The sequence below is a fragment of the Polaromonas sp. genome (assembly GCF_016185115.1).
Taxonomy (GTDB): domain Bacteria; phylum Pseudomonadota; class Gammaproteobacteria; order Burkholderiales; family Burkholderiaceae_C; genus Polaromonas.
On record NZ_JACPOF010000024.1, the window covers coordinates 1 to 26,887 of the forward strand.

The following is a 26,887-nucleotide window of genomic DNA, read 5'->3' on the forward strand; positions in this document are numbered from 1 at the left end:
AGGTCAGACGTGTTCGATTACATCGAGGGTTTCTACAATCGAGTCCGCAGGCACAGTCATCTTGACCTTCTGAGCCCGCTGGCATTCGAGCAGCTTCGTACTGGAAGCTGAAATGTGTCTACGAAAACGGGTCAAGTCCAACCCGGCGCCTGCAAGAAACTCCTCGAATAAAACTATCGATGAAGCATGAGGTCGGTTTTTGAAGCGTCTATTTGATTTGGTCCTGGCCCTGTTGCTGTTGCTGGTGCTGGCCGTACCGCTGGTGGTCGTTGCATTGCTGGTGCGCTTTACGTCGCCGGGGCCCGTGCTGTACTGGTCCGACCGCGTCGGACGCCATAACAGGATTTTCAGCATGCCGAAGTTCAGAAGCATGCGTATAGGAACGCCTGAGGTAGCAACCCACCTTCTGGCCAACCCCTCCGCCCACCTCACCCCGATTGGCCCGTTTCTGCGGAAGAGCAGCCTTGATGAACTGCCACAGCTCTGGAGCATCCTCACGGGTGATATGAGTTTTGTGGGGCCACGGCCTGCGCTGTTCAACCAGGATGACCTCACACAGCTCCGCACCAGCATGGGGGTTCACGAACTGGTTCCAGGATTGACCGGATGGGCGCAGATTAACGGGAGGGACGAACTTCCCATACCTGAAAAGGTGGCCTTGGACGCCGAATACCTCCATAAGCAATCGTTCTGGTTCGATTTGCGCATCCTCTGGCTGACAGGACTCAAGGTCTTACTCGGACATGGCGTAGTCCACTAGGGCCTGCCCCGCACCGCCCAAACGGCGGTGAGCCAGGGCCAGTCCGCCCTGTTTACAACATCACATCCCTGAACCTCGACCCGGCGCTGTCTTTTGCCGAAAGACTGGGCACACCCTCAGTAGGCCAGCTGATTCCCAGATCAGGATCGTTCCAGGCGATGCAACGCTCCTGGGAGGGGGCGTAATAGTCCGTCGTCTTGTATAAAAAATCAGCCGTTTCACTCAGTACCAGAAAGCCGTGCGCCAGTCCCGGAGGAACCCATAGCTGCTTCTGGTTGCCCTCACTCAGTTCAACGCCTACCCATTTCCCGAATGTCGGTGACGACACCCTGATGTCCACGGCAACATCAAATACAGCCCCCCGCACTACACGCACCAGCTTGCCCTGAGGCTGCCCCAGCTGATAATGCAGCCCCCTCAGTACGCCTTTGGAAGACCTGCTGTGGTTATCCTGCACAAAGGTGAAGTTTGTACCGGTTGCGGCGTTGAATGCCTGCTGGTTAAAACTCTCGAAAAAGAACCCGCGCTGATCTCCGAACACACGTGGTTCGACGATCAACACATCGGCAATGGCGGTAGAGGTAACGTTCATGGATATCCGCGTTCATTGAGCAGGCGCAACAGGTATTGTCCGTAACCGCTTTTGGCCAGTGGCCGGGCCAACTTCTCCAGTTGGGCATCGGTGATGAATCCGTTGCGCCACGCTATTTCTTCAGGACACGCAATTTTCAGCCCCTGGCGATGCTCAAGCGTCGCGATGAACTGCCCGGCTTCCAGCAAGCTGTCATGGGTTCCCGTGTCCAGCCATGCATAGCCGCGCTGCATGATCTGTACGCTGAGCTGGCCACGCTCCAGGTAAACCTGATTGACGGTCGTGATTTCAAACTCACCACGGGCACTCGGCTTGATGGATTTGGCGATGTCAACGACCTGGTTGTCATAAAAATACAGGCCAGTCACGGCATAGCTGCTTTTAGGCTGTGCGGGTTTTTCCTCGATGCTGCTGGCCTTGCCCGCCGCATCAAAGGCAACGACACCATAACGCTCGGGGTCGTGAACGTGATAGGCAAAAACCGTCGCCCCTTTGTCACTGGCATCGGCTTGCATCAACAGCTTTTGCAGGTCATGCCCGTAAAAAATGTTGTCGCCAAGCACAAGGGCGCTTGGAGCCCCATCAAGAAATTTCTCCCCAATGATGAAAGCCTGTGCGAGGCCGTCCGGGCTGGCCTGCACTGCATACTGGAGCTTCATGCCCCACTGTGAGCCATCGCCCAGCAATTGCTCGAAACGGGGCGTATCCTGCGGCGTACTGATGATGAGGACTTCGCGTATGCCCGCAACCATCAGCGTGCTGAGTGGGTAATACACCATGGGCTTGTCATATACCGGGAGCAACTGCTTGCTGATGGCCAGGGTGGCAGGATGCAGGCGGGTGCCCGACCCGCCTGCGAGGACTATGCCTTTGCGTTGTGTCATGTAAGGATTCAGTTAATTTCAGTCAGCATGCGGGCGACACCCACCTGCCAGCCGGGAAGCTGCAAACCGAAGTCAGCGCCGAGTTTAGCTGTGCACAAACGCGAGTTGTGCGGGCGCACTGCGGGTGTGGGGAAAGCCGTGGATGGTACGGGGTCAACGGTCTCGGGCGCGGCTTTCAAAGCACATCCGATTTTTTGGGCCTGCGCCACCACGAATCGGGCGTAACCATGCCATGAGGTTTCTCCCGCCGCCGCGACATGGTAAATGCCACCGGGCTGGCCCGAACCACCACGCACTGAGCGCACCATGTGGGCAGTCACATCAGCCAGCAGATCCGCACCCGTCGGCGCGCCAAACTGGTCATTGACCACAGACAACCGTTCACGTTCACCCGCCAGCCTCAGCATGGTCTTTGCAAAGTTGCCGCCCCTCGCCGCATAAACCCAACTGGTGCGCAGGATGAGGTAGTTGTCGCAATTTTCGGCAATTCGCCTTTCGCCTTCCAGCTTGGTCCTGCCATACACGCCGAGGGGGCCCGTCGGGTCGGTCTCGCTCCATGGCCGGTCACCACTCCCGTCAAAAACATAGTCCGTCGAGTAGTGAACCAGCAATGCGCCTGTCGCCCTGGCAGCTTCGGCCAGTACGCCGGGCGCCTCGGCATTGACAGTGTGTGCAGCGGCCGCATCACTCTCGGCCTTGTCGACAGCCGTATATGCGGCGGCGTTGACGATGACGTCGGGGCTCACCGCACGGACGGTTTCGGCAATCCCGGTCAGGTTGGAAAGGTCTCCACAAAAATCAGTGCTGCGCCTGTCCAGCGCGAGGACCTGCCCCAGTGGCACCAGACTGCGCTGCAACTCCCAGCCGACCTGCCCCGCAGACCCCAGCAACAGTATCTTCACGCAACCGCCCCTTCAACCTTGCCGTAGTGCAGGTCCGTCCACTCCCGGTAAGCGCCACTTTGCACATGAGTGACCCAATCGGCATTCCGGAGATACCAATCGACGGTTTTTCGTATCCCGCTGTCAAAAGTCTCGGCTGGCTGCCAGCCCAGTTCTCGCTGGATTTTCCCCGCGTCGATGGCATAACGCCGGTCATGCCCTGGCCTGTCAGTGACATGCGCGATCTGCGCCTTGTAGCTGATGCCATCAGTCCTGGGCCGCATCTCGTCGAGCAGCGAACAGACCGTGTGCACGATATCGATGTTGGGCTTCTCGTTCCAGCCGCCCACGTTGTAAACCTCACCGGGCCGACCAGCTTCCAGCACCCGCCGGATCGCGCTGCAATGGTCTTTCACATAAAGCCAGTCACGCACCTGCATGCCATCGCCGTAGACAGGCAGCGCCTTGCCGGCCAGCGCATTGACGATCATCAGCGGTATGAGTTTTTCAGGGAAATGGTAGGGGCCGTAGTTGTTGCTGCAGTTGGTTGTCAGAACCGGCAGGCCGTAAGTGTGGTGGTAGGCGCGTACAAGGTGGTCGCTGGCGGCCTTGCTGGCCGAATAGGGGCTGTTCGGCTCATAGCGGTGTGTCTCGGTGAAGGCGGCATCATCGCCGCCAAGCGACCCATAGACCTCGTCCGTTGAGACATGCAAAAAACGGAAATCTTTTTTTGCGTCCCCGATCAATCCACCCCAATACGCCCGCACCGCCTCAAGCAGGTGAAACGTGCCCACGATATTGGTCTGGATGAAATCTTCCGGCCCGTGAATCGAACGGTCGACATGGGATTCCGCTGCAAAATTGATGATGGCCCGTGGCTTGTGGGTCCGCAGCAACTCTCCGACCAGCGCAGCATCGCCGATATCACCTTTGACAAAGACATGCCGCGGGTTGCCATTGAGTGGCGCCAGGGTTTCCAGATTGCCGGCATAGGTCAGTTTGTCGAGGTTGACCACTGGCTCGTCAGACTGGGCAAGCCAGTCCAGCACAAAATTGGCACCTATAAAACCGGCGCCACCGGTAACGAGAAGCATGGGAATCCTTGTTGACGATGCAGTTGAACCGGAATTGTCCGTCAGGCGGCAATGACATGCCTGCACAGTCCTGATGAACACTCCCGGTTAGCCGCCGGAAATTATCCCACGCAACTTTGCGACCCGGCCGGGCCGGGCGCGGCATGGGCGGTCAGAAGTGAATTCCGCGCATCATCTGCTGCATGGCTACCGCCTCGGCTGACAGCTGCGGTTTGGCGGCTTTGTCGCCATGTTTTGCCCCCTTGGCTGCAGATGAATCCGGGAACATGCGGAAGCTGGTGTTCATGGCGATCTGCGCAATGCGCGGCACCAGGGCGTGCATGACCTGGCCGGTGATGCCAAGACGGGTGGCAATGCGTACCGGCTTGCTGATGCAGGCGTCGGCAATCATGTCTGCCGCCTCTTCAGGCGACAGGGTCGGTACGTTGTTGTAGAGATTGGTTGGCGCAATCATGGGCGTGCGCACCAGCGGCATGTTGATGGTGGTAAAGCTGATACCCACATCGGCAAACTCGCTCGACGCACAGCGCGTCCACGCATCAAGTGCGGCCTTGGATGCGACATAAGCCGAAAAGCGCGGCGCATTGGTCAGCACGCCAATCGAGCTGATATTGACCACGTGACCCTTGCGTTTGGCTGTCATGCCCGGCAACAGGCCCATGGTCACGCGCAGGCAGCCGAAGTAATTGAGCTGCATGGTGCGCTCGTAGTCGTGAAAACGGTCGTAGCTGGCCTCAATCGCCCGGCGAATCGAACGGCCGGCGTTATTGATCAGGAAATCGACACCGCCATGGTTGGCGACCAACTCCTTGATGAAGCGGTCGCAGTCGGCCATGTCGGCAATGTCGGCCGCGTAAGCCACGAAGTTGTAGCCCTTGGCCTTGGCTTCCTTGCAGGCCTCGTCGAGCTTGTCCTGATCGCGGCCGCAAATGATGGTGATGGCGCCCGCATCTGCGAACTTGTGTGCTGCAGCCAGGCCGATGCCCGATGATCCGCCTGTGACCAGCACCACCTTGCCGTTAACCGTGCCGCGCAATGAGCGGTCGATGTGCAGGTCGGGGTCCAGGTGACGCTCCCAGTAATCCCACAGGCGCCAGGCGTAGTCCTTGAGGTTGGGCACGGCAATACCAGAGCCTTTGAGCGCCGCAGTCATCTCCCGGCTGTCAAAACGGGTCGGGTAGTTTACAAAAGTGAGCATGTCTTCTGGCAGGCCCAGGTCTGCCAGCACGGCATTGCGCACCCGGCGCACCGGGGCCAGAGCCATCAGGCTCTTCTTGACGCCGCGCGGAATGAAGCCCAACAAGGCGGCGTTCACAAACAGGTTCATCTTGGGCGCGTGGGCTGCGCGGCTGAAGATATCCAGCACATCGCCCACTCGATAGCCCACCGGGTCAACCAGGTGAAAGCATTTTTTGCTGATGCCAGCCTTGTGGCTGATGTGGTCAAGCGCGTCGACGACGAAATCGACCGGCACGATGTTGACGCGACCACCTTCCAGCCCCACAGCCGGCATCCATGGCGGCAACAACTGGCGCATGCGCTGGATCAGTTTGAAAAAGTAATACGGGCCGTCAATCTTGTCCATTTCGCCGGTGGTGCTGTCACCCACCACCATCGCCGGACGGAAGACCGTCCAGGGTACCTTGCATTCCTTGCGCACGATTTTTTCGCTCTCGTGCTTGGTCATGAAATAGGGATGCTCGTAGTTCTCGGCCTCCTCGAACATGTCCTCGCGGAACACACCTTCATACAGGCCGGCCGCAGCGATGGAGGACACGTGATGGAAGTGCCCCGCCTCTATGGCCTTGGCAAATTCAACCGTGTTGCGCGTCCCGTCAATATTGACGGCAACCTGGCTTTCCTCATCGGCACTCAGGTCATAGACGGCGGCCAGGTGATAGAAATGATCCACCTGCCCCTTGAGCTTTTTGATGTCTTCAGCACTTACACCCAGTTTTTTGCTGGTCAGGTCGCCATGAACGGCGATGGCCCTTGTCGCGCTCACCCCCCAATACTCACGCAGGTCGGCAACCTTGCCGGCGCTCTCCTTGCGAATCAGGAAAGAAACCGTGGCCCCCTTGCGGTCCAGCAATTTTTTCACCAGGCGTTTACCGATAAAGCCGGTGGCCCCGGTGACGAAATAGTGCGTTGTCATGGTGATGGTGTCTTTCCGCTGAAGGGCAAATCAAAGCCCGATTCTTGCCGAAAGCCCTGCCCCTCCTATTCAGCAAAAACCCGCGCCCTGTCACTTCTAGAACCCGGCACCTAAATGATGGCGCGCACAGGGCTTATATTTTGGGATGTGCATGGCGACACTGCCGCGCAATGTCATTTCACCATTCTTCAGGAGCAAACCCATGGTCAAGAAACTGCAAAAAATGAGCGCCGACAAAAAATCCGGCCCACAGCTGTCGGGTGCCGTCAAGGAATCCGCGCAGCAAATCTGGCTGGCCGGCCTGGGGGCTTTCTCAAAAGCGCAGGAAGAAGGCGGCAAGGTTTTTGAGACTCTGGTCAAGGAAGGCCTGTCCATACAGCGCAAGACCCAGGCGGTTGCAGAAGAGAAAATCTCGGTGGCTACCAGCCGCATGGCGAGCATGGCCACAGACATCCAGTCCAAGGCAGGCAACCAGTGGGACAAGCTGGAAACCATTTTTGAAGACCGCGTTGCCAAAGCCCTGAACAAGCTGGGCGTGCCTTCTGCCAAGGATGTGGACGCGCTGATCGCACGCATTGATGAGCTCAACCGCAATGTGCAAAAGATGGGTGCCAAAGCGCCCACGAAGCCAGCAGCCAAAGCCCCTGCAAAAACAGCGGCCAAGCCTGCAGCCAAAAAAGCTGCGGCCAAGCGCCCCGCAGCGCGCAAAACCCCCTGAGTCAGGGTGTTTGTAAAAGGGGGACTTCTGTCCCCTTTTTTTCGCCCTGCCGGTCCTGAGCCACGCCCCCAAACTTTCCGCGATCCTTGCTGCATTGCAGCAAAGCTGTGTTGACCCCAACCCTGAACTCCGAGCATGAGCCCTGCAAAGTCCCTGAAAACCAGCCGCACCCGCAAGCAGCCCCGCATTGGGCTGGCACTGGCGGGGGGAGGTCCGCTCGGTGCCAGTTATGAAATAGGCGCCCTGTGCGCGCTTGACGAATCGTTGCGGGGGCTTTCTTTTACAAAGCTGGACCACTACGTCGGTGTATCTGCAGGCGGTTTTATTGCGGCCGGCCTGGCCAATGGGATGACGCCACGCGAACTGTGCGCCTCGTTTATTGAAAACGATCACGAGATATCCGAGGTGTTCGACCCGGCGTGGTTGATGGTGCCCGCCTACGGCGAATTTTTGCGCCGCGGCATTGCCCTGCCCGGTCTGGTGTTATCGGCCCTGTGGCGCGCCACGCTGGGCGGCAAATCGCTGCTCAACGCCATAGAGGCGCTCGGATCTGCATTGCCGACCGGCATTTTCAGCAATGACGAGATCGACGTCCGGTTGACAAAACTTTTTTCAAAACCTGGCCGCACCAACGACTTCCGCGAGCTCCCCAGCCGCCTGACCCTGGTCGCCACCAACCTCGACACAGGCGACGCCGCACCTTTCGGCCAGCCCGGCTGGGACCATGTTCCGATTTCCAGAGCCGTGCAGGCGAGCTCTGCATTACCGGGGCTGTTTCCGCCGGTAGAGATCGACAATCAGTACTTTGTCGATGGCGCACTCAAAAAGACCATGCATGCCGGCGTGGCGATGGATGAGGGCATGGACCTGATGTTCTGCCTGAACCCGCTGGTGCCGTTCAATTCCACCCTTGCGCCCGAACTGGCCATGACCCAGCGGGTGATGCGGCGCGGACTGCCGCCTGACCGGCAGCGCATTCCGCGCATCGTCAACGGGGGCCTACCAGCCGTCATGAGCCAGACCTTCCGGGCCATGATCCACTCCCGGCTGGAGCTCGGCATGAAGCACTACCAACACGCTTACCCCGACACCGACATCGTGCTGCTGGAGCCGGACCACCGCGACACCGACATGTTCCTCGCCAACACTTTCAGTTACGGCCAGCGCCGCGAAATGGCCGAACACGCCTTCCAGCAGACACGCCAGATGCTGCGTTCACGCAAAACTTCACTGTCGGCCAAACTGGCACGGCATGGCATATCGCTGAACATGGAGGTGCTGGACGACCCCAGGCGCCACCTTGTCAGCGCCCGCCCGGCGCCCACGCGCGTGGGCCGGGCCATCGCCTCGCTCGAAGAAGTCATGGAAGACCTCAGCCACGCCATCAGGGCCTGCCCACTTGATTTTCGGGAGTGCGAACGCGGTGAAAACAGTGCCAATCAAGGCGCGCGACGACGGCAAGGCCCCTGCCTTGCCTAGGAGTGCAACGCTGAGTGGCGCTGTTTTCACCCCGTTCCCTGCGGGTTGTGATCAAAAAGGCCGTGCGCGGCGTTGCAAAGCCTTGCCGGGGTCTACCCCGTCTGCGTTTTGCGCCTTGTGCACGGCCTTTTTGACTCACAACGCATCTCCCGCAAATCAGGTGAGCAGGCCCTTACCCGGCCGCGCGGCATTTCGCCTGAAGCCGACTCGCTGCTGGACTTCCCTAGTGCCGGAAATCCCTGCCCTCGGTTAGAGTAGTTGCACATCAGAGGGCAGACAACATGGCGAAAAAAGCGCCCAGGCGCACGGCGGAGCGGATTCTGGAGGTCACGCTGGACCTGTTCAACCGCTTTGGCGAGCCCAACGTCTCGACCACACTGATTTCAGCCGAGCTGGGCATCAGCCCCGGCAACCTCTACTACCACTACCCCGCCAAAGACGAGCTGATCAACTCGCTGTTCGACCGCTATGAACGCGCGCTGACCGAACTGCTCAACGCCAGCGACGGCGTTCGTGATGTTGAAGACGCCTGGTTCTTCATGCACACGCTGTTTGAGCTGATCTGGCAGTACCGCTTTTTGTACCGTGACCTGAACGATCTGCTGAGCAAAAACCGCCGCCTTGAGACCCACTTCCAGTCGGTTTTGAAGACCAAGACCCGCTCGGTCAGGGCCCTGCTTGACGGCATGAGCCGATCAGGTGCGATGGCGATTGATTCACGCGAGGTCGAAGCCACCGCCACCAGCATGGTGGTCGTGCTGACCTACTGGCTGAGTTTTGAATACGTGCGTGACCCGCGCAATGCGCTGGAGCCCGAAAACGCACAGGCTGCCCTGCTCCGCGGTGCGCACCACGTGCTGAACCTGCTCATTCCCTATCTTGAACAGGGCCAGCGCATGCACCTGCAATCGCTGGTGGGGGCTTACAGCACGCCGTCAGCTCCAAAATAGCCGGGCAGGCAAAATCCTGGTACCGGGCACCAGAAAAGTTAAAAACGAAGGAGACAAAAATGGCCAAATGGAGCACATTCCCCCACGCGGGCGACTACACATTCGACGCCGCCAGCCTGAAGAGGGCCTGGGCCAAGCTGCACCAGGGCGACTGCGAGCCGCTGCCCAAGGATGCAGACGTGCTGGGCGCCTGGGTGCTGTTTCACAACGGCGACTTCCAGAAGGCCACAGAAGCCGGACTGAAAGCAGGCGGCGACGGCATCACGGTCGCCAACAAGGCGACGTGCATTTACGCCAATTACCTCGAAACAAAAGAAAAGGCCAAGCTCGACCTGTTCATGGAAGTCGCCGAGCGCGCCGAAGCCCAGCAAAAAGACCAGCCCAAAAACGCCAACGCGTACTACTGGCAGGCCTATGCGCTGGGCCGCTATGGGCAGGGCATCAGCGTGGCCAAGGCGCTGGCGCAGGGACTGGGCACCAAGGTCAAGAACTCGCTGGAGCAGGCCATCAAGCTGCAGCCTAAACATGCCGACGCCCACATCGCGCTGGGAGCTTTCCATGCCGAAGTGATCGACAAGGTCGGCTCGCTGATTGGCGGCATGACCTATGGCGCCAAAAAGGACACCGGCCTGACGCTGTTCAGGGAAGCCATCAAGCTCAACCCCGGCTCGGCCATTGCGATGATCGAATATGCCAATGGCATGGTCATGCTGGAAGGCGATAAAAAGATGAAGGAAGCGACCAAACTTTACGAACAGGCCGCCGCCAGCAAGCCCGCCGATGCCACCGAGCGGCTGGATGTTGAAATGGCCAAAGCCGAGCTGGAAGACTGAAGTTCGCGTCCGGCTGTAAAGCGGGGCCTGGCCGCGAGAGCTCCAGCAGTTATGCTTGAAGGCTGTCCTCCCCCTCAAGCTTTATGAAGCCCATCTCCCTGCCAGCGCTGATCCGCCTCATGCGGCCGCACCAATGGCTGAAAAACGTCTTTGTCCTCGCCGGCCTGGTGTTCAGCCAGAGCTGGCGTGACCCCAGCGTGCTGGAGCGGGTTTTGATCGCGTTTGCCGCGTTCTGCTGCGTCTCCAGCATGGTCTACATCCTCAACGACTGGCACGACCGTGCGGCTGATGCCCAGCACCCGACCAAGAAAAGCCGTCCGCTGGCCAGCGGCGCCGTCCCGGTGCCACAGGGCATCGCACTGGCGGCACTGTTACTGGCGGGGGGCATCTGGCTTGCCAGGGACAGCCGGGCGCTGCTGTTCTTGCTGGGCTGGTATGTGCTGCTCAACATGGCCTATTCATGGCGGCTCAAGCGGGTGCCGGTGGTCGATGTATCCATCATCGCCTCGGGCTTCATGCTCAGGCTGATGGCCGGGACCTGGGCGGTCGGCATACCGCCGTCACGCTGGCTGTTGCTGACCGGCCTTTTTGTAGCGCTTTTCCTGGGATTTTCAAAACGAAAGGCCGAAAGCTTTCATGCTGCTGGCAGCCAGCGCACGGTGCTCGCGCTGTACCCGCCGGCGTTGCTGGATACCTTTATCGGCGTGACGCTCACAGCCACCCTGACCACCTACAGCCTGTACGCCACCAGCCCCGAAACCCAGTTGCAGCATGGCGAAACCCTGCTGTACACCGTGCCCGTGGTGATTTTCGGCATGCTGCGCTACGCCTATGAGGTTCACAAGGGCAAAGGCGAGGATGTGGCCCGCGACCTGCTGCGCGACCCCTGGATACTGGCCGCCGGCATCTGCTGGGTGGCCATCTTTGCAAGCCGCTGGCTGTGACGCCCGAGGCCGCCCCGGCTCCCCCCCCTTCGCGCCGCCTGCCCTTCAAGCAGTTGCTGCTGGTGCTGGGCGTGGTAGCCACTGTGTACGCCGTCGCCCTGCTGGTGCTCAGCGGCAGCCCGCGCACAGCCCTGTCGCTGCTGTGGTCCTGGACCGGCCTGCAGGCCGCTGCCCTTTGCCTGCTCAACTATGTGCTACGCGGCACACGCTGGCGCCTCTGGATGGCTCACTACGGACGGGATTTCGGCTGGCGGCAGGGCTTGCGGCTTTACCTGGCGGGATACGCCTTCACCCCGACCCCCGGAAATGTCGGCGAAGCTGTTCGTGGCCTGATGCTGGCAAAAAACCCTCTGGGCAACGCGCAAAGCCTGGCGATTTTTGGTGCCGAGCGGCTGGCTGACCTGTTGTGCCTGGCGCTGCTGGCGATACCTGCGCTCATCTGGGCACTGTCCCACGGCGCGGTCAAGGCAAGGCCCGCGCTTCTCTGGGGTGCCATCGCTGCCATGGTGCTGGTGCTCTGCCTTGCAGCTGCGGTATTTGCGCACTACCGCGCACGTCTGATGAGACGATTCACCTGGACAGGCGAGGCCTGGCACTGCCTGAGCGTGCAGCCGCTGCACTGGTTTGTGCTGACGCTCGTCGCCTGGGCAGCCCAGGGTACCGCGCTGTGGCTGCTGTGCGGCCTGCTTGACCTGAAGCTGGACCTGCTCACCGCAATGGGCTTTTACGCCGTGGCCATGGTGGCCGGCGCACTATCGGCCTTGCCTGCAGGTCTGGGCGGCATGGAAGCGGTGCTGGCGGGCCTGCTGACCCTTCACGGCGCGCTGCCGGGTTATGCCATGGTCATCACGGTGCTGGCCAGGCTGCTCACGCTCTGGCTGGCGGTGGCCATAGGCGTGATTGCCCTGCTTTATAGTGCCGCCATTCGCAAAGACATCAGTTTTTCATGACCCCCGCTTCCCGTTCTTCCGATTCTTTCGCCCCTGCCCTGCCCCGTTGGCTGCTGTGTGCAGGCGTCGCATCGCTGTTGCTTCGCTTCTGGATAGCCGTGACCTTTCCCATCACCGGTGACGAGGCCTTCTTCTACTGGTGGGGCGTGTACCCCGACTGGGGCTATTCAGACCATCCGCCCATGGTGGGCTGGTTGATCGCCCTGATGCGCGCGACCTTCGGCGACAGCCTCTGGTCCATACGCCTGCCTGTGGTGCTGCTGCCGCTAGGGCTGGGTGCCGCCCTGTGGTGGGGCCTGAAAGACATCGACAGAAACCGTGCCGCCTGGGGCGTGCTGTTTTTCTGGCTGGCGCCGCTGAACTGGCTGAACACGCTGATCACCACCGACACACCGCTGATTTTCTGGTCGGCGCTGTCCGTGGCGGCGCTGATGCGGGCGGAGCGTCGGGCGCAGCTTGATGGCCGCACTTACGGGCTGTATGCGCTGTCGGGCGTGTTCATTGGCTGCGCGTTTTTGTCCAAATACTTTTCGGTGGTGCTGGGCCTGGCCTACCTGGTGTATTTCGGCCTGTACCGCCGTGACCGCCTCGTGGGGCTTGCACTGCTCGTACTCTGCGCCCTGCCCGGCCCGGCGATCAACATCGCCTACAACATGTCGCACGGCTGGTCCAACATCATGTTCAACGTCTACAACCGCAACGAGGCGGAGCTGTTTGAACTGCGCAAGCCACTGCTGTATGTGGTGATGATGGCCTACCTCATCACGCCCGCAGCATTGTGGATGGCTATCAAGTACCGCAAGGCCCTGAAGGCGACCGCGCGCTCTGCTTCACCCGTTCTCAGGCTGCTGACCTGCCTGGTGGTGGTGCCTTTGCTCTTTTTTGCATTGCTGTCGGCCAAAAAAGTGATTGGTCTGCACTGGGTGCTGTCGTTTTACCCTTTTGGTTTTGCCTTTCTGGCCTTTGCCCTGCCGGCAGACAAACTGAAAAGCTGTGCCAAAGGCCTGGCCGTGTTTGCCGGCCTGCATGTGCTGGTCGTTGCCGGGCTCTACATGACGAACCTCGACACCTGGCGCAGCACCGCGCCGCTGTCAAAGCTCTATCCGCAGGTCATACGCAGCTACAAGACGGCAGAGATCCTCAAACAGGTTGCCAGCCCCGGCGTGGTGCTGATGGCCGATGCCTACACCGCCGCCTCGATTTACGGCTTTGAGCGCCGTCAGTACATGCCGGTCTTCGGTGTGGGCCGCTTCCATGCGCGGCAGGACGACATGCTGGTGGACTTCTCGCTGTACCAGGGCAAGACGATACGCGTCATCACGGGCGGGCCGCCTGCGCTTGAAGATTTCAGGCCTTACTTCGAGTCGGTGCGCGTGCTCACATTCACCCAAAACGGTGTGCCCTTTTATGCCGTGGAGGGTGTGGGTTTCAACTACCAGGCCTACCGCCAGGGCGTCCTGGGCGAAATCTTCCAGCGCTTTTTCAAAATTCCCAAGGCGCTGCCGATGACGGGCTGCCCGTTTTGCGAGCGTTATTGCGGCCAGGTGCGCTGCCCTTGATGATGACAGGCCCTGACAGCCAGGTCGTCGCCGCGTTCGACTTTGACGGCACGCTGACCACGGGCGACAGCCTGCTGCCCTTTCTTGCGCGCGGTCTCGGCTGGCCCCCATTGTTGCCGGCCCTGCTCAAATGCGCCCCCTGGCTGGCTGGCTACGCGCTGCGCCTGGTGCCCAACCATGTCGCCAAACAGCGCCTGCTGTTGGCCACACTGGGGGGGCGCAGCCTGCTGGAAATGGATGAATGGACCACGCGCTGGCTGGACAAGGACTTCACCCCCAGTCTTCGACCTGACGCCATGAGCCGCCTGGACTGGCATCTTGAGCAGGGCCATTGCTGCGTGATGGTGAGCGCATCCCCCGACATCTACCTGCAGCGCGTCGCCCGGCAACTGGGCTTTGAAGGTCTGCTCTGTACAGAAATGGCGGTTCAGGGCGGACGCCTGACCGGGCTGATGCACACACCCAACTGCCATGGGGAGCAGAAAGTCCTCAGGCTCAAAGCCTGGCTGGCCGAGCGCTTTGGCCCGGACACGGATGGCCTGACCATTTATGCCTATGGGGATACTGCCGGGGACTTTCCCATGCTGCGGATGGCTGGGGAGGGCTTGGCCTGGTATCGGGGGAAACCGTGGAAAGAGGGTTCTTCCCGCGGCTGATCGGGGGCTCTGGGCTGGTTTTTAATGCCTACAGCAAAAAAATTAACGTATACGTTAAAAATCAGGCAAAAGTTAATATAGGTATTAACATTTGTCCGCTTGAAGCCTTGCCCCGAAGGTTTTCGACCTGAAAACAGCCCAAAAAAGGCCGTTTTTGAGGCATAAATCGGCTGTAGCCCTTTAAATACGCACGTCACCAGCTATGATTTAAATAGCAGAATTACTCCCGGATCTTCCCCTGGGAGTCGATCAGGCTGAGCTCCACCAGCTTGGAAGCCACCCGGTCCTGCACGAAGTGCACGCGGAAGCCGCCCACGCTGACTTCATCCAGCCCGTCGATGGACTTGCGCAGCTTGGCGCGCGTGGGCTCCTTGGGGATGCGGCGCAGGGCCTCTGTGTAGGTGCGGGCGGCGATGTAGCCCTCCAGCATGTAGACATTGGGTTTGCCGGCCTTGGCTTCGATGGCGTCGGCCTGCAGGTCGCGCACCACGGCCAGCTTCTGGTTGTCGCTGCGCGGCACCACACGCATCACCACCACGCCCGCGCCCGCCGCACCGAGCTGTTCGGCCAGCAGGCTTTCGCCGGTGTTGGAATAGCCGTACACCGGACCGCGGAAATTTTTGGCGCGCAACTCGCGTATTGCCGCTGCGGCACTGCGCGCATCGGCAATCACCAGCACTGATTCGGGCCTGGCGGCGATGACTTTGGCAACGTCAGCCAGCGGCGCCTTGGCCACCAGATTGGCGCCGCCCTGCATGGTGCGTTCGGACGAATCCAGCGCGGCCATCGACTCGCTGTCGGCCGCATGCAGGATGGCCAGCTTTTTGGCGCCCAGGGTTTCAGCGTGCCGCATGATGGCGGCGGCTTCTTCCGAGTAGCCCGGCCGCATGGTGTAGATGTTGGGGTAGACCGCACCGCGAAACTCGTCCGCACCCGACATGGGCGCGAACATGATGACCTCGCCGTCCTTGATGGCCGGATAAGCCGCAGTGACCTGCGGCGAGCCGTAATAACCAAAAAGCGAAAACGCCCCCTGGGCCAGCAGCTTTTGGGTATTGGCCAGCGCGGTGGCCGGGTTGCCGGCATCGTCCAGCGTCACCAGCTCAACCTTGCGTCCATTGACGCCCCCGCCGGCATTGAGTCTGTCAAAAAACAGTTTGGCGCCGAGCGAAAATGGCACACCCAGCGCGGCAGAAGGCCCGGTCAACGCAACGGATTGCCCAATGACGATGGCGCTCTTGCTGACACCGTCCTGGCTCCACACGGCCGCACCCGACAGGGAAAGCACCGCTACCATGAAGGCTTTCGCCAGCGCGGGCAGGAAAGCCGCTTTGTCTTTTGTTCTGGTGGTCATGTTGTCTCCACTGTTTTTGATTTGATGCCAATCAATATAAAGTTGGCCGATGCCAAGAACTCGTCCGCGAGTAATTTGGCATCGCGTTGGGGTGCAATCGGGATGAGTTGGCTGCCAATATCTCGCCACATGGGCTCATGCCCATGCAAGAGATTTGGTGGCCAAATCACCCGATTTCACCCCAACCCGAAGGGCAAGCCGATTTTCAGGCGATCTGCGTTGTTGCAAAATCGGGCAATGCATAAGCATTGCCCTGGATTTCGCGCCTAGCAGCTCATCCTGAAAATCGACTTGCGCGACTCCAAATTATTCACGGACGAGTTCTGAATACCATCGGCATCTCCCCTATCGTCAGTTTGGTGCAAGGTGGCGCGACTTCTCCATCTTCATCTGCTCGCGTGCTCGGCGCCTGTCCACATGACTGCCCCGACACCTGCTCGCTGGTCACCACGGTAGAAAACGGCCTCGCCACCAAAGTGCAGGGTAATCCCGCGCATCCGCAAACCGGCGGCGTGCTGTGCAACAAGGTTTCACATTACACAGAGCGCACCTACCATCCGGAACGCCTGACGCAACCGCTCAAACGCACAGGGCCCAAAGGCTCTGGCCGGTTTGAAGCTGTCAGCTGGGATGCAGCGCTAACAGACATTGCCGCACGCTTGAAGACGATCGCAGCGCGCAACCCCGAGGCCATAGTCCCTTACAGCTACGCCGGCACCATGGGCCAGGTGCAAAGCGAAGGCATGGCGGCGCGATTTTTCAACCGCCTGGGCGCCTCGTTTCTTGACCGCACCATCTGCTCGACCGCAGGGGGTGAAGGGCTGACGCACACGCTGGGCGGCAAGGTCGGCATGCGGGTCGAGTTTTTTGCCGAGTCAAAACTCATCATCATCTGGGGCAGCAACTCCATAGGCAGCAACCTGCACTTCTGGCGCTATGCACAGCAGGCCAAACGCAACGGCGCGAAGCTCATCTGCATAGACCCGCGCCGAAGCGAAACCGCCGAGAAATGCCACGACCACATCGCGCTGCTGCCGGGCACAGACGCTGCGCTTGCGCTGGCCGTGATGCATGAGCTGATCAGAAACAACTGGCTGGACCACGACTACATCACAAGCCACACCGTGGGCTGGCCCGAACTGCGTGAACGCGCGCTGCAGTGGAGCCCCGAGCGCACTGCAACCATCTGCGCGGTGCCGGTGGAACAGATCAAAAACCTCGCACGCGACTACGGCCAGTGTTTCATCGACCGGCAACCTGCGGCCATCCGCATGAACTACGGCATGCAACGGGTGCGTGGCGGCGGCAATGCCGCGCGTGCGATTGCCTGCCTGCCAGCGCTCACCGGCGCATGGCGGCATCGCGCCGGCGGCGTGCTGCTGAGCAGCTCAGGCCTCTTCCCCGTCGACCGGGCCGCGCTGCACAGGCCAGACCTGCTTGCAGGCCGATGGCCGCGCACCATCAATATGATCACCATCGGCAATGACCTGCTGGCTGAAAGCTCGGATTCGTTCGGACCGAAGGTAGAAGCGCTCATCGTCTACAACAGCAACCCCGTTGCGGTGGCGCCCGAATCGGGCAGGGTGGTGGAGGGTTTTGCGCGCGAAGACCTGTTCACCGTGGTGCTGGAGCACTTCCAGACCGACACCGCCGACTATGCCGACTACGTGTTGCCTGCCACCACGCAGCTGGAGCACTGGGACGTACACAGCGCCTACGGGCACACGGATGTACTGCTTAACCGGCCCGCCATCGCCCCTGTGGGCGAATCAAAATCCAATGCGCAAATTTTTCGCGAACTGGCGGCGCACATGGGCTTTGATGAGCCCTGCTTTCTTGAAAGCGATGAAAGCCTGTGCCGCACGGCCTTTGGCGACAAGGTCGATTTCAATGAATTGCTGGTCAAGGGCTTTGCGCCGCTGGGTCTGCCCGAAGCGCCATACGCAAACGGCAACTTCCCGACGACATCGGGCAAGTGCGAGTTCTTCAGCGAACGGCTGGCCGCTCAGGGACTGGACGGCTTGCCAGACCATGTGCCGAATTACGAGACCTTTGGCACATCGAAAGACTTCCCGCTGGCGATGATCTCGCCACCGGCACGCAACTTTCTCAACTCGACCTTTGTCAACGTCAAAAGCCTGCGCGACATCGAGATCGAACCGGTGCTTGAAATACACGCAGCCGATGCTGCTGCGCGCGGCATTGTGAATGGTGACGTGGTGAAGGTGTTCAACCAGCGCGGCGATTACCTTGTCAGGGCCGAGGTGTCAGCACGCGCAAGACCCGGCGTGGTCAACGGCATGGGCATCTGGTGGCGCAAGCTGGGCATGGACGGAACCAACGTCAACCAGTTGACCAGCCAGCACCTGACCGACCTGGGGCGCGGCCCGGTCTTTTATGACTGCCTTGTGGAGGTCGCACTTGCGCCACAGGCAGCTGTAGCGTCACAGTGATGCGCACTTCTTCCATGTCAGTTGCGAGAACCTTGCTGGCCCTTGGCGCCTGCATCATGCTGCTGGGTGGCTGCTCGACGGTTGGCTACTACTGGCAATCGGTCAGCGGCCATATGAAGATGGTCAACGCCGCCCGCCCGGTCGAAGAGTGGATAGGCGATGCACAGACGCCCGAACGCCTGAAGACGCGGCTGGCACTGAGCCAGCGCATCCGGCAATTTGCGGTGACGGATTTGAAGCTGCCCGACAACGCCAGCTACCACCGCTACGCCGACCTGAAGCGCAGCGCTGTGGTGTGGAGCGTGATGGCAGCGCCTGAACTGTCGCTGACACTCAAAACCTTCTGCTTTCCAGTTGCCGGCTGCGTGGGCTATCGTGGTTATTTCAACGAAGCCGAGGCCCGGACCGAAGGCGCCAGGCTGAAGGCCGATGGTCTCGAGGTCGGCGTGTTCGGCATTCCCGCCTACTCCACCCTGGGCTGGATGAACTGGGCAGGCGGCGACCCGCTGCTCAACACCTTCATCAATTACCCCGAAGGCGAACTGGCGCGCCTCATTTTTCATGAACTGGCCCACCAGGTCGTCTATGCCAGCGGCGACACCATGTTCAACGAGTCCTTTGCGACCACCGTCGAGCGCCTGGGCAGCCAGCGCTGGCTGCAGACATGGGCCGGTGATGCAGCGCGGGTGGAGTACGCCGCTTTTGAAAAACGCCGTCAGGACTTTCGGGCGCTGACGCTGGCCACACGCCGCGAACTTGAGGCTATCTACAAGGAAGATACCGACAGCGGGGAAAAAAATGGCAAACCTGCAGCAACTGCCTTTCAACTCGAAGCCAAGGCAGCGGCCATGCAGCGCCTTCGCGACAACTATGCAAAACTCAAAATATCGTGGGGTGGCTATTCAGGCTACGACAACTGGATAGCCAACGCCAACAACGCCTCGCTGGGCGCACAGGCCGCCTATGATGAACTGGTACCCGGTTTTGAAGCCCTGTTCGAACGCGAAGGCCGCGACTGGCAGCGGTTTTATGATGCAGTCAAACGGCTGGCCACGTTGCCAAAAGATGAACGCCGCAAGGCTTTGAAAACAAATTTATAGTTCCAGTTTCCATTGGAAGCGAGAACAAGGCGCGAAGGCGCAGACAGTGCTGCGGCACGGCAAGACGAAGCAACGCAGTTATCGTTTTTAATGGAAACTGGAATAAGGAGACTTCATGGCTGACATCAATATCCACCGCGAACACGGCATGAGCATGGCAGATGCCCGCAAGGCCGCCTTTAAATGGGCAGAGCAGGCCGAAGAGAAGTTCGACATGGAATGCACTTACGAAGAAGGCAAGACCTCCGACGAGGTGAGCTTCTCCCGCTCGGGTGTCAACGGCACCCTGACCGTCACCAAAGACAGCTTTGAACTGCAGGCCAAGCTCGGCTTTCTGCTCGGTGCCTTCAAGGACAAGATAGAAAGCGAGATCGTCAAGAACCTGGATGCGCTGATTGCAAAAAAAGCACCTGCAGCCAAAAAAACACCCGTCCATAAACCCGTGGCAAAAAAAACCTGATTTCACACTGCGACGACAGTGGCCCCGAATCCGTACAACCTCGCCAGGTTCGACCTGGTGTCCATCCGGCTGGCAGTGGACTGCGTACGTACCGGCAGCCTGACGGCGGCAGCCCACGATTCCAACCTGGCGCTGGCCGCCGCGAGCCGGCGCATACGCGAACTTGAAAGCGCGCTCGGCGATGCGCTGTTTGAGCGCCATCCGCGCGGGCTTCTGCCAACACAGGCAGGCCGCGTGTTTGCCAAGCATGGCATCAACCTGCTCCAGACCATGGACCAGCTGGGCGGAGAGCTTTCCGACCTGCGACTGGGCATTGCACGCCATATACGCCTGTGCGCCAGCAGCGCAGCCATCAGCGAGTTCTTGCCGCCCCTGCTGGTGAGTTACGGCGCACTGCACCCGCAAATAAGGCTGGATCTGGAAGAACAGGTATCGCACCTGGTGGTGTCCACCCTCAAAGAGGGCCGGGCCGATGTGGCCGTGTTTGTTGAAGGCCCCGACACCACGGGCCTGCAGACCCAGGTATTTCGCCATGATGAGCTGGTGGTCCTCATGCCTGTGACGCATCGCCTTGCCAAAGGCAAAAAACCGCTGTTATTTGCCGACCTGCTCGACGAGGAATGGATCAGCCTCACAACAGGCGCCGCCGTGCTGCAGAAACAGCAGGAAGCCGCGCTGGCGGCCAAACGCCCGCTCAAGTTGCGCATGCAGGTACGCAGTTTCGATGCGGTGTGCAACCTGGTGGCCTCGGGGCTGGGCATCGCCATATTGCCCAAAGGTGCGGGCCTGTCCACACAGCAATCGGGCCAACTGTGCCGACGGCCACTGGCTGACAGCTGGGCACAGCGCTGCCTGCTGGTCGCTACCGCTGAAGGCCAGCGCGACGCCGCCATTGCATCACTGGTTGATTTTCTGGTGACGCCTTCGCAAAATGCGAAACCTGGAGGTCGTAAGCAGTAATGGACGGTAGCAGGGGGACAGGGCAAACTTCAGGGCATGACTGTTTCCGCTCAAGCGACCTCCCTGCCCTCATCCTCATCAAATCGCGGCGGCCCTCTTGTCGGGCTCAAGGTCATTGAACTTGGCCAGCTGATCGCCGGCCCCTTTGCGGCCAAAACCCTGTCAGACTTTGGCGCTGACGTCGTCAAGATAGAGCCACCCGGCGTGGGCGACCCGCTGCGCAAATGGCGGTTATTGAAAGACGGCACGTCTGTCTGGTGGCAGGTGCAGTCGCGCAACAAGCGCTCGCTGGCGCTGGACCTCAGGCAGCCGGAGGCGCAGGACATTGTGCGCAAGCTGGCCACTGAATCGGATGTGCTGATAGAGAACTTCAGGCCGGGCGCCATGGAAGGCTGGGGCCTGGGGCCGGACGAGTTGCACAAGCTCAACCCGCGCCTCATCATGCTGCGCATCAGTGGTTACGGCCAGACTGGCCCCTACCGCGACCGGCCAGGCTTCGGCGTGGTGGCTGAAGCCATGAGCGGCCTGCGCCACCTGACCGCAGAACCCGGCCGCGTGCCGGTGCGGGTCGGCGTCAGCATAGGCGACACGCTGGCCTCGCTGCACGGCGTGATCGGCATCCTGATGGCGCTGCATCACCGCAACACCCAGGGTGTGGGCCAGGTCATAGACGTCGCACTGTACGAAGCCGTCTTCAACTGCATGGAAAGCCTGCTGCCCGAATATGACGCGTTTGGCGCGGTACGCGAAGCGGCAGGCAGCGCCCTGCCCGGCATCGCCCCCACTAATGCGTACCGCTGCAGCGATGGCGGATACGCCCTTGTTGCCGGGAACGGCGACAGCATATACAAACGTCTGATGAAGGCCATAGGGCGCGAGGATCTGGGCAACGACCCGGCGCTGTCAGACAACGCGGGCCGCGTGCTGCGCGTCGCAGAGATCGACGAAGCCATAGGCCAGTGGACGGCCACACGCACCGTCGGCGAAGTACTGGCCGTGCTGGACGCGGCTTCGGTGCCGGCAGGTCGCATTTATTCGATAGCAGACATCGCCGCGGACCCCCACTACAAGGCGCGCGGCATGCTGGCACAAACGCAGATGGACGATGGCAGCACACTGGCACTGCCCGGTATCGTGCCCAAGCTGTCGCTGACACCGGGCGGGCACAGACGTAACGCGCCCGCGCTGGGCCAGGACACGGACGCCGTGCTGAAGGAACTGGGCCTGACTGCAACGCAGATTCAGGGATTGAAAGACAGGGGAATTGTGGCTGGAGCACAGATATGACACGTATTTATTTCAATGAGGTCGCGACCCGCGACGGTTTCCAGATCGAGCCGGAATTCGTTCCCACCGATACAAAAGTAGCGCTGATCGATGCACTGAGCGAATGCGGTTACGCAAAAATCGAAGTCACATCGTTCACATCACCCAGGGCGATCCCGATGCTGCGCGATGCTGATGAGGTCATGGGCCGCATACGCCGCGTGCCGGGTGTCGAATACACCGTGCTTGTGCCCAACAGGCGCGGCGCAGAAAGGGCGCTGGAAGCCAAAGCCGACGAGTTGAACCTGGTCATGTCGATTTCTGAATCCCTCAATCGGGCCAACCTGCGCATGTCCATGGCGGAAAGTTTTGCCGCCCTGCAGGACGTGTTCAAACTGGTGGATGGGCGCACGCCCATCAACATGTCACTCTCATGCGCGTTCGGATGCCCGATCGAGGGGGACGTTCCGCAGCAAAGCATCATCGAGTGGGCTAAGCGTTTCGCCGATCTGGGCGCACGTGGACTCAGCATATGCGACACCACCGGCATGGGCCACCCCGCGCAGGTCAGCCGCATGGTGGAGGCGCTGCAGAACGAAGTCGTGAAAACCCGTCCGGAATTGCAGCTGACCCTGCACTTCCACAATACCCGCGGCATGGGCCTGGCCAATGTACTGGCCGGTGTGCAGGGTGGGGTGGTGCGGTTCGACGGTTCCCTGGCGGGCCTGGGCGGCTGTACCTACGCACCCGGCGCCAGCGGCAATATCAGCAGCGAAGACGCCATCCACATGCTCGAAGCCATGGGCTACGACACCGGCATTGACCTCGACAGGCTGTTGGGTGTCGCGCGGCAAATGCCTGGAATCGTCGGCCACGACGTGCCGGGCCAGGTGGCCAAGGCCGGACGCATCACCGACCTGCATCCGGCGCCAGTCTAAAAAAATAGCCCCCAGGCCGGTTTTTGGGGTCAGAGTCCAAATTCGCCAAGCCTGCGGCTTCCCTGGAGGGACGGTGCTCAGCACCGCGGCGAAATTGGCGTCTGACCCCAATAACCGACTGCCCCCCAAGGGGGCGCTGCGCCTGCAGCCCGGCGAAGCCGGTTCTGCGGCCCCTGCTTGCACAGGCACCGCTACGTTCACGCCCCGGAATAACACCTCACGCTTAGCCGCGCGAGAAGTACTGACTGGGAAACTGGCTGATCAGCTGAGGTCTGCGATCAGGTCTATGTATTGCTGCATGGCATCGTCCTGCGACGTGCCCTTGAGGCTGTTCCATGCGTCCCACTTGGCGCGCGCGACCATGTCGCCAAAGCCGGGTTTCTTGTCGGTGTTGTCGCCCTGGCTGCCCTGCTTGTACAGGGCATAAATCTTCAGCAGGGTCGCGTTGTCGGGACGCTCGCTGAGGTTTTTGGAATCGGCCATCGCCTTGTCAAAAGCGGCTTTCAGGTCTGCCATGGAATGCTCCGTTTGATGGTTGCGCACCGGTCAAAGTGCTTGGGGTAACTGCCCGGTATCTTAGCCAGACACTTGCCCCCAAAATAGAGAGATTACCCGTCAGGGCGAATTTTTAGGGGTCACTCCATGGTCACACGCGTCAGCGCGAAAACAGCCGGCAAACAGGCTGCACAAAAAGTTGCAAAAAGCGTTCAGAAAAATGTTGCGCGCGCCGTCTCGGGCACGCTGGGCATTTCGGGCGAACGCATGAGCAAGGTCGACACTGCCTGGCTGCGCATGGACAGCGACGCCAACCTGATGATGATCGTTGGCGTCTGGCAGCTGGCGCCCGGCGTCAAGCACGCGGCAGTGTGCGAGCGCATTGAAAACAGCCTGCTGAAATACGACCGTTTCAGGCAGCGCGTGATGGAAGATGCCGCAGGCGCAACCTGGGTGTTTGACCGCAATTTCGACCTGGCCAACCATGTGGTGGTGGAGAAACTGCCCAAACCCGCCAGCGGCAACCAGCAGGAAGCCCTGCAGGACCGCGTGGCCGCACTGGCCACCCAGCGGCTGGACCCGAAACGCCCGCTATGGCAAATTCATCTGGTCGAGGACTATACCGGCCCTGATGGCGTCAAGGGGAGCGCCATGATTGTGCGCATTCATCATTGCATTGCCGATGGCATCGCATTGATTTCGGTCACGATGTCGCTGGTTGATGGTGGTGCACCGCCGCCCGAACGCCGCAAAAAGACGGCGACGGCACCAGGTGCCGAAGACTGGATCACAGACACTCTGCTCAAGCCTTTCACCGACATCACAGTCAAGGCGCTGGGTGCCGTCGGCGAGGGCGCGGCGCGTTCGCTGGGCATGCTGGGTGACCCGAAAAAAGGCATGGAAAAAGGCGTGAGTGGCTCCATGGACATGGCCAAGGTGCTGTTTCAGGTGCTGTCAGATACAGCCGCCATGGCGCTGATGCCGGATGATTCAAAAACACGGCTCAAGGGCAAACCAGGCGGCGCCAAAAAGGTGGCCTGGTGCCAGCCAATACCGCTGGACGAGGTCAAGGCTGTCGGCAAGGCGCTCAACTGCTCCATCAACGACGTGCTGCTGAGCTGCGTGGCAGGCGCGCTGGGCGAATACCTGAAGTCGCATGGCGACGATGTCACTGGCCAGGAAATCCGCGCCATGGTGCCGGTCAACCTGCGACCCATGGAGCAGGCCTACAAACTCGGCAACCGCTTCGGCCTGGTGCCGCTGGTGCTGCCCATCGGCGTCGAAAACCCGATTGAACGTGTGTATGAAGTACGCCGTCGCATGGCCGCACTCAAGGGCAGCTACCAGCCGCTGCTGGCATTCAGCCTGCTGGCGGTAGCGGGCCTGCTGATCAAACCGGCGCAGGATGTGATGCTCAACCTATTCGCCAGGAAGACCACCGCCGTCATGACCAACGTGCCGGGGCCGCGTGAAAAGCTCAAGTTCTGCGGATCAACGCTGGAGCAAAGCATGTTCTGGGTGCCGCAGTCTGGCGATGTCGGCCTGGGCGTATCAATTCTGAGCTACGGCGGCGGTGTGCAGTTCGGTGTCATCACAGACAGCACCCTGTGCCCGGACCCGCAGCGCATCATCGGCGAGTTCGTGCCCGAATTCGCCAAACTCTCCATCGTCACGCTGATGCTGCCCTGGGGAGAGTGAATAGCTCACCCCTGTTGAGGCTCACTTCGTGAGCCTCCTCTCCCCTTGCAGGGGACGGCGCCTGCGGCCTGGCGAAGCCAGTTCCGCGGCCCCTGCTGGAAAGGATGCCAGTGTGCTGCGCCTCGCAGATACTAGGCCGCGAAACGTCGCGAGGCGATCTCGAGCAACCCGTCAAAAATCAGGCTTTCGACCAGCTCGACCTTCACTGACATGCTGGGCGCCATCTTCCATCCGGCGCCACCGGTCATGATGCATTCAGGGGCTTCGCCACAATGGGCAGTGAGGTTTTCAACCATGCGCTGAACGGCGCCCGCAATGGCAAATGTCCCCCCGCTGGTCAGTGCGTCGCTGGTATTGGTCGGGAAGTCACACACCTCCCCGGTCGGCACGTGCAGGCCCGCCGTGCCGGACTCCAGCGCACGCAACATGATGCCGTGGCCCGGCAGGATGATGCCGCCGAGGAATTTGCCCGTCGCGTCAATCGCCTCGACGGTCACAGCTGTGCCCACCATCACGACAATGCAGGGCTTGTTGATGCCGCGCCGCAGCAGGCGATGGCGAGCACCGATTATGGCTACCCAGCGGTCTGCGCCCAGACGTGCTGGATGGTCGTAGCCATTGGTAAGACCAGCCTCCTGTGGGCTGGACACCACCCACTGCGGCGCCACATCCCAAAGTTCGATCTGCTCGGCCACCCGACGTTTGATGGCATCGCCGGCAACGATGCAGCCCAGGATTTTGGACGGCGCTGCAATGCTGCGCCATTCTTCTTCAGCCAGCCTGTCGATGTTTTCAAGAAACACCGCACCATGCGCCAACGGTTTTGCGCCAGCTGCGACAGAGTCGTACTGGGCCCACTTCAGGCGGGTATTGCCCACATCAAGAGCCAGGAAGGTCATGGGGCTGCATTATGAACAGGTTTGACGTGCAGGAACGAAGTTTGCAGAACACGCAGCTAGAGGTTTTCCAGTAGCAGCAAACTGCAGGATGGCGTGCTGTTGCCGTCAAATCAGTCCGAACCAGCAGGCCCGCTGTATTGCAGCCAGTTTGTTGTCGACCTTGAGTTTGCTCATGGCGTTGGCCAGATGAAAGTTGATGGTGCGCTCGCTGCACTCAAGGACCTCTCCCGTCTCACGCGCGGTCTTTCCCTGGAACGCGAGGCTCAGGCATTCAAGCTCCCGGGGGCTCAGCGGACTTCGCGCTTCGGCCAGCACACGCTTGAGCAAAGGCCAGATATTGAGCGCCGACCATGCCAGCAACGCTGCTTCGCTACGATCATGCCATTGTCGAGGGCTGAAGAGATAGCACTCGAAGGCCCGTCCCACAGTCAGGGGGAAGGCAATCCGGACGACGCTCTGGTAGCCATGCGCCAGCCAGAGCCGCCGCCAGCGCCCGAGGTTTTCAAACGCAGTTTTCGAAATGTCCTGCCACGCGACCAGCGGCGCGTCGGAGTCCCGCCAGGGCGCGCCAAAGTCACGGCTTTCGGCCAAAGCTTCAGCAGCTTCCAGCAGACGGGGCGGATGAATCGCCAGCACCAGCCGGTCGTCCTGACCGCCAAAGGGGTCGGGGCCGAGGACCATCAATGCCTCCACCGAGAACTCCCGCAATGCAGACAGCCAGTCCTCCAGGACCCCGTCGAGGCTGACACTGTCAAAGTTGGCAGGTAAAAGCATTGATCGTTTGAGGCAGAATTTGAAAGGTAAGTAGT

26 protein-coding genes are annotated in these 26,887 nt (G+C 60.5%); 17 read left to right on the plus strand and 9 right to left on the minus strand.

Annotation, left to right across the window (positions count from 1 at the left end; all coding sequences use genetic code 11):
• Positions 1–111: IS3 family transposase (locus HYX42_RS23275; protein WP_366931151.1), on the plus strand; the 111-nt coding region annotated here is incomplete at its 5' end.
• An 88-nt stretch (positions 112–199) separates the two neighbouring features.
• A complete protein-coding gene (locus HYX42_RS17990; protein ID WP_293405659.1) occupies positions 200–760 on the plus strand; it encodes a sugar transferase in 561 nt (186 codons plus the stop codon).
• A 52-nt stretch (positions 761–812) separates the two neighbouring features.
• Here HYX42_RS17990 and rfbC read toward each other — a convergent pair whose 3' ends face one another.
• The 5 genes from rfbC to HYX42_RS18015 form a co-directional block, all read right to left on the minus strand.
• On the minus strand, positions 813–1,352 hold the full coding sequence (gene rfbC, locus HYX42_RS17995; RefSeq protein WP_293405661.1) for a dTDP-4-dehydrorhamnose 3,5-epimerase: 540 nt from the start codon (positions 1,350–1,352) through the stop codon (positions 813–815).
• Positions 1,349–2,236: a glucose-1-phosphate thymidylyltransferase RfbA gene (gene rfbA / locus HYX42_RS18000; protein ID WP_293405663.1), complete on the minus strand. Its 888-nt coding sequence runs from the start codon at positions 2,234–2,236 to the stop codon at positions 1,349–1,351. Before rfbA ends, rfbC begins: the two co-directional genes overlap by 4 nt.
• A gap of 8 nt (positions 2,237–2,244) precedes the next feature.
• Positions 2,245–3,138: a dTDP-4-dehydrorhamnose reductase gene (gene rfbD / locus HYX42_RS18005; RefSeq protein WP_293405665.1), complete on the minus strand. Its 894-nt coding sequence runs from the start codon at positions 3,136–3,138 to the stop codon at positions 2,245–2,247.
• Complete coding sequence (gene rfbB, locus HYX42_RS18010) at positions 3,135–4,211, minus strand: dTDP-glucose 4,6-dehydratase (protein WP_293405667.1); 1,077 nt, start codon at positions 4,209–4,211, stop codon at positions 3,135–3,137. Before rfbB ends, rfbD begins: the two co-directional genes overlap by 4 nt.
• Before the next feature lie 151 nt (positions 4,212–4,362).
• Positions 4,363–6,366: an SDR family oxidoreductase gene (locus HYX42_RS18015; protein ID WP_293405669.1), complete on the minus strand. Its 2,004-nt coding sequence runs from the start codon at positions 6,364–6,366 to the stop codon at positions 4,363–4,365.
• A 202-nt stretch (positions 6,367–6,568) separates the two neighbouring features.
• On the opposite strand from HYX42_RS18015, the gene HYX42_RS18020 reads away from it, so the two are divergent.
• The 8 genes from HYX42_RS18020 to HYX42_RS18055 all read left to right on the plus strand — a co-directional run bounded on the left by HYX42_RS18020 (position 6,569) and on the right by HYX42_RS18055 (position 14,455).
• Complete coding sequence (locus HYX42_RS18020; protein WP_293405671.1) at positions 6,569–7,084, plus strand: phasin family protein; 516 nt, start codon at positions 6,569–6,571, stop codon at positions 7,082–7,084.
• 135 nt (positions 7,085–7,219) lie between these two features.
• Positions 7,220–8,563, plus strand: coding sequence for a patatin-like phospholipase family protein (locus HYX42_RS18025; RefSeq protein WP_293405673.1), 1,344 nt, complete (start codon positions 7,220–7,222; stop codon positions 8,561–8,563).
• A gap of 281 nt (positions 8,564–8,844) precedes the next feature.
• Positions 8,845–9,513: a TetR/AcrR family transcriptional regulator gene (locus tag HYX42_RS18030; protein WP_293405675.1), complete on the plus strand. Its 669-nt coding sequence runs from the start codon at positions 8,845–8,847 to the stop codon at positions 9,511–9,513.
• A 59-nt stretch (positions 9,514–9,572) separates the two neighbouring features.
• On the plus strand, positions 9,573–10,346 hold the full coding sequence (locus HYX42_RS18035) for a hypothetical protein (RefSeq protein WP_293405677.1): 774 nt from the start codon (positions 9,573–9,575) through the stop codon (positions 10,344–10,346).
• 83 nt (positions 10,347–10,429) lie between these two features.
• Positions 10,430–11,290 carry a decaprenyl-phosphate phosphoribosyltransferase gene (locus HYX42_RS18040; protein WP_293405678.1) on the plus strand — a complete coding sequence of 287 codons (861 nt, stop codon included), beginning with the start codon at positions 10,430–10,432 and terminating at the stop codon, positions 11,288–11,290.
• A complete protein-coding gene (locus HYX42_RS18045) occupies positions 11,287–12,240 on the plus strand; it encodes a lysylphosphatidylglycerol synthase transmembrane domain-containing protein (RefSeq protein ID WP_293405679.1) in 954 nt (317 codons plus the stop codon). Before HYX42_RS18040 ends, HYX42_RS18045 begins: the two co-directional genes overlap by 4 nt.
• Positions 12,237–13,799: a glycosyltransferase family 39 protein gene (locus HYX42_RS18050; RefSeq protein WP_293405680.1), complete on the plus strand. Its 1,563-nt coding sequence runs from the start codon at positions 12,237–12,239 to the stop codon at positions 13,797–13,799. Before HYX42_RS18045 ends, HYX42_RS18050 begins: the two co-directional genes overlap by 4 nt.
• On the plus strand, positions 13,799–14,455 hold the full coding sequence (locus HYX42_RS18055) for an HAD family hydrolase (protein ID WP_293405682.1): 657 nt from the start codon (positions 13,799–13,801) through the stop codon (positions 14,453–14,455). The genes HYX42_RS18050 and HYX42_RS18055 overlap by 1 nt, the downstream gene beginning before the upstream one ends.
• A gap of 220 nt (positions 14,456–14,675) precedes the next feature.
• Here HYX42_RS18055 and HYX42_RS18060 read toward each other — a convergent pair whose 3' ends face one another.
• The gene (locus tag HYX42_RS18060; protein ID WP_293405684.1) at positions 14,676–15,809 is read right to left on the minus strand and encodes an ABC transporter substrate-binding protein; all 1,134 of its coding nucleotides are present in this window, start codon (positions 15,807–15,809) and stop codon (positions 14,676–14,678) included.
• A gap of 398 nt (positions 15,810–16,207) precedes the next feature.
• Here HYX42_RS18060 and HYX42_RS18065 point away from each other — a divergent pair, with 398 nt between their 5' ends.
• The 6 genes from HYX42_RS18065 to HYX42_RS18090 all read left to right on the plus strand — a co-directional run bounded on the left by HYX42_RS18065 (position 16,208) and on the right by HYX42_RS18090 (position 22,986).
• Entirely contained in the window at positions 16,208–18,262 is a 2,055-nt protein-coding gene (locus HYX42_RS18065; protein ID WP_293405686.1) for a molybdopterin oxidoreductase family protein, read from the plus strand.
• A 14-nt stretch (positions 18,263–18,276) separates the two neighbouring features.
• Positions 18,277–19,362, plus strand: a complete 1,086-nt coding sequence (locus HYX42_RS18070; RefSeq protein WP_293405688.1) for an aminopeptidase — start codon at positions 18,277–18,279, stop codon at positions 19,360–19,362.
• Positions 19,363–19,477: 115 nt separating this feature from the next.
• Positions 19,478–19,822 carry a polyhydroxyalkanoic acid system family protein gene (locus tag HYX42_RS18075; protein ID WP_293405690.1) on the plus strand — a complete coding sequence of 115 codons (345 nt, stop codon included), beginning with the start codon at positions 19,478–19,480 and terminating at the stop codon, positions 19,820–19,822.
• 18 nt (positions 19,823–19,840) lie between these two features.
• The gene (locus HYX42_RS18080; RefSeq protein WP_293405692.1) at positions 19,841–20,782 is read left to right on the plus strand and encodes a LysR family transcriptional regulator; all 942 of its coding nucleotides are present in this window, start codon (positions 19,841–19,843) and stop codon (positions 20,780–20,782) included.
• A 36-nt stretch (positions 20,783–20,818) separates the two neighbouring features.
• Complete coding sequence (locus HYX42_RS18085) at positions 20,819–22,069, plus strand: CaiB/BaiF CoA-transferase family protein (protein ID WP_293405694.1); 1,251 nt, start codon at positions 20,819–20,821, stop codon at positions 22,067–22,069.
• Positions 22,066–22,986: a hydroxymethylglutaryl-CoA lyase gene (locus HYX42_RS18090; protein ID WP_293405696.1), complete on the plus strand. Its 921-nt coding sequence runs from the start codon at positions 22,066–22,068 to the stop codon at positions 22,984–22,986. Before HYX42_RS18085 ends, HYX42_RS18090 begins: the two co-directional genes overlap by 4 nt.
• A gap of 261 nt (positions 22,987–23,247) precedes the next feature.
• Here HYX42_RS18090 and HYX42_RS18095 read toward each other — a convergent pair whose 3' ends face one another.
• Positions 23,248–23,502, minus strand: coding sequence for an acyl-CoA-binding protein (locus tag HYX42_RS18095; RefSeq protein ID WP_293405698.1), 255 nt, complete (start codon positions 23,500–23,502; stop codon positions 23,248–23,250).
• 126 nt (positions 23,503–23,628) lie between these two features.
• On the opposite strand from HYX42_RS18095, the gene HYX42_RS18100 reads away from it, so the two are divergent.
• Complete coding sequence (locus tag HYX42_RS18100) at positions 23,629–25,179, plus strand: wax ester/triacylglycerol synthase family O-acyltransferase (RefSeq protein ID WP_293405700.1); 1,551 nt, start codon at positions 23,629–23,631, stop codon at positions 25,177–25,179.
• Between the two features lie 131 nt (positions 25,180–25,310).
• Here the strand turns inward: HYX42_RS18100 and HYX42_RS18105 are convergent, their stop codons facing one another.
• Both HYX42_RS18105 and HYX42_RS18110 read right to left on the minus strand, forming a co-directional pair.
• Positions 25,311–26,078 (minus strand): type III pantothenate kinase, encoded by a 768-nt coding sequence (locus HYX42_RS18105; protein WP_293405702.1) that lies wholly within the window; start codon positions 26,076–26,078, stop codon positions 25,311–25,313.
• A 105-nt stretch (positions 26,079–26,183) separates the two neighbouring features.
• The gene (locus HYX42_RS18110) at positions 26,184–26,852 is read right to left on the minus strand and encodes a helix-turn-helix transcriptional regulator (RefSeq protein WP_293405705.1); all 669 of its coding nucleotides are present in this window, start codon (positions 26,850–26,852) and stop codon (positions 26,184–26,186) included.
• Positions 26,853–26,887: the final 35 nt, after the last annotated feature.

Bases quoted from the DNA above. Each gene is read 5' to 3' on its own strand.
- rfbC (WP_293405661.1), bottom strand. From the start codon at position 1,352: ATGAACGTTACCTCTACCGCCATTGCCGATGTGTTGATCGTCGAACCA.
- rfbA (WP_293405663.1), bottom strand. From the start codon at position 2,236: ATGACACAACGCAAAGGCATAGTCCTCGCAGGCGGGTCGGGCACCCGC.
- rfbB (WP_293405667.1), bottom strand. From the start codon at position 4,211: ATGCTTCTCGTTACCGGTGGCGCCGGTTTTATAGGTGCCAATTTTGTG.
- HYX42_RS18015 (WP_293405669.1), bottom strand. From the start codon at position 6,366: ATGACAACGCACTATTTCGTCACCGGGGCCACCGGCTTTATCGGTAAA.
- HYX42_RS18020 (WP_293405671.1), top strand. From the start codon at position 6,569: ATGGTCAAGAAACTGCAAAAAATGAGCGCCGACAAAAAATCCGGCCCA.
- HYX42_RS18025 (WP_293405673.1), top strand. From the start codon at position 7,220: ATGAGCCCTGCAAAGTCCCTGAAAACCAGCCGCACCCGCAAGCAGCCC.
- HYX42_RS18030 (WP_293405675.1), top strand. From the start codon at position 8,845: ATGGCGAAAAAAGCGCCCAGGCGCACGGCGGAGCGGATTCTGGAGGTC.
- HYX42_RS18035 (WP_293405677.1), top strand. From the start codon at position 9,573: ATGGCCAAATGGAGCACATTCCCCCACGCGGGCGACTACACATTCGAC.
- HYX42_RS18040 (WP_293405678.1), top strand. From the start codon at position 10,430: ATGAAGCCCATCTCCCTGCCAGCGCTGATCCGCCTCATGCGGCCGCAC.
- HYX42_RS18050 (WP_293405680.1), top strand. From the start codon at position 12,237: ATGACCCCCGCTTCCCGTTCTTCCGATTCTTTCGCCCCTGCCCTGCCC.
- HYX42_RS18055 (WP_293405682.1), top strand. From the start codon at position 13,799: ATGATGACAGGCCCTGACAGCCAGGTCGTCGCCGCGTTCGACTTTGAC.
- HYX42_RS18060 (WP_293405684.1), bottom strand. From the start codon at position 15,809: ATGACCACCAGAACAAAAGACAAAGCGGCTTTCCTGCCCGCGCTGGCG.
- HYX42_RS18070 (WP_293405688.1), top strand. From the start codon at position 18,277: ATGTCAGTTGCGAGAACCTTGCTGGCCCTTGGCGCCTGCATCATGCTG.
- HYX42_RS18075 (WP_293405690.1), top strand. From the start codon at position 19,478: ATGGCTGACATCAATATCCACCGCGAACACGGCATGAGCATGGCAGAT.
- HYX42_RS18085 (WP_293405694.1), top strand. From the start codon at position 20,819: ATGACTGTTTCCGCTCAAGCGACCTCCCTGCCCTCATCCTCATCAAAT.
- HYX42_RS18090 (WP_293405696.1), top strand. From the start codon at position 22,066: ATGACACGTATTTATTTCAATGAGGTCGCGACCCGCGACGGTTTCCAG.
- HYX42_RS18095 (WP_293405698.1), bottom strand. From the start codon at position 23,502: ATGGCAGACCTGAAAGCCGCTTTTGACAAGGCGATGGCCGATTCCAAA.
- HYX42_RS18100 (WP_293405700.1), top strand. From the start codon at position 23,629: ATGGTCACACGCGTCAGCGCGAAAACAGCCGGCAAACAGGCTGCACAA.
- HYX42_RS18105 (WP_293405702.1), bottom strand. From the start codon at position 26,078: ATGACCTTCCTGGCTCTTGATGTGGGCAATACCCGCCTGAAGTGGGCC.
- HYX42_RS18110 (WP_293405705.1), bottom strand. From the start codon at position 26,852: ATGCTTTTACCTGCCAACTTTGACAGTGTCAGCCTCGACGGGGTCCTG.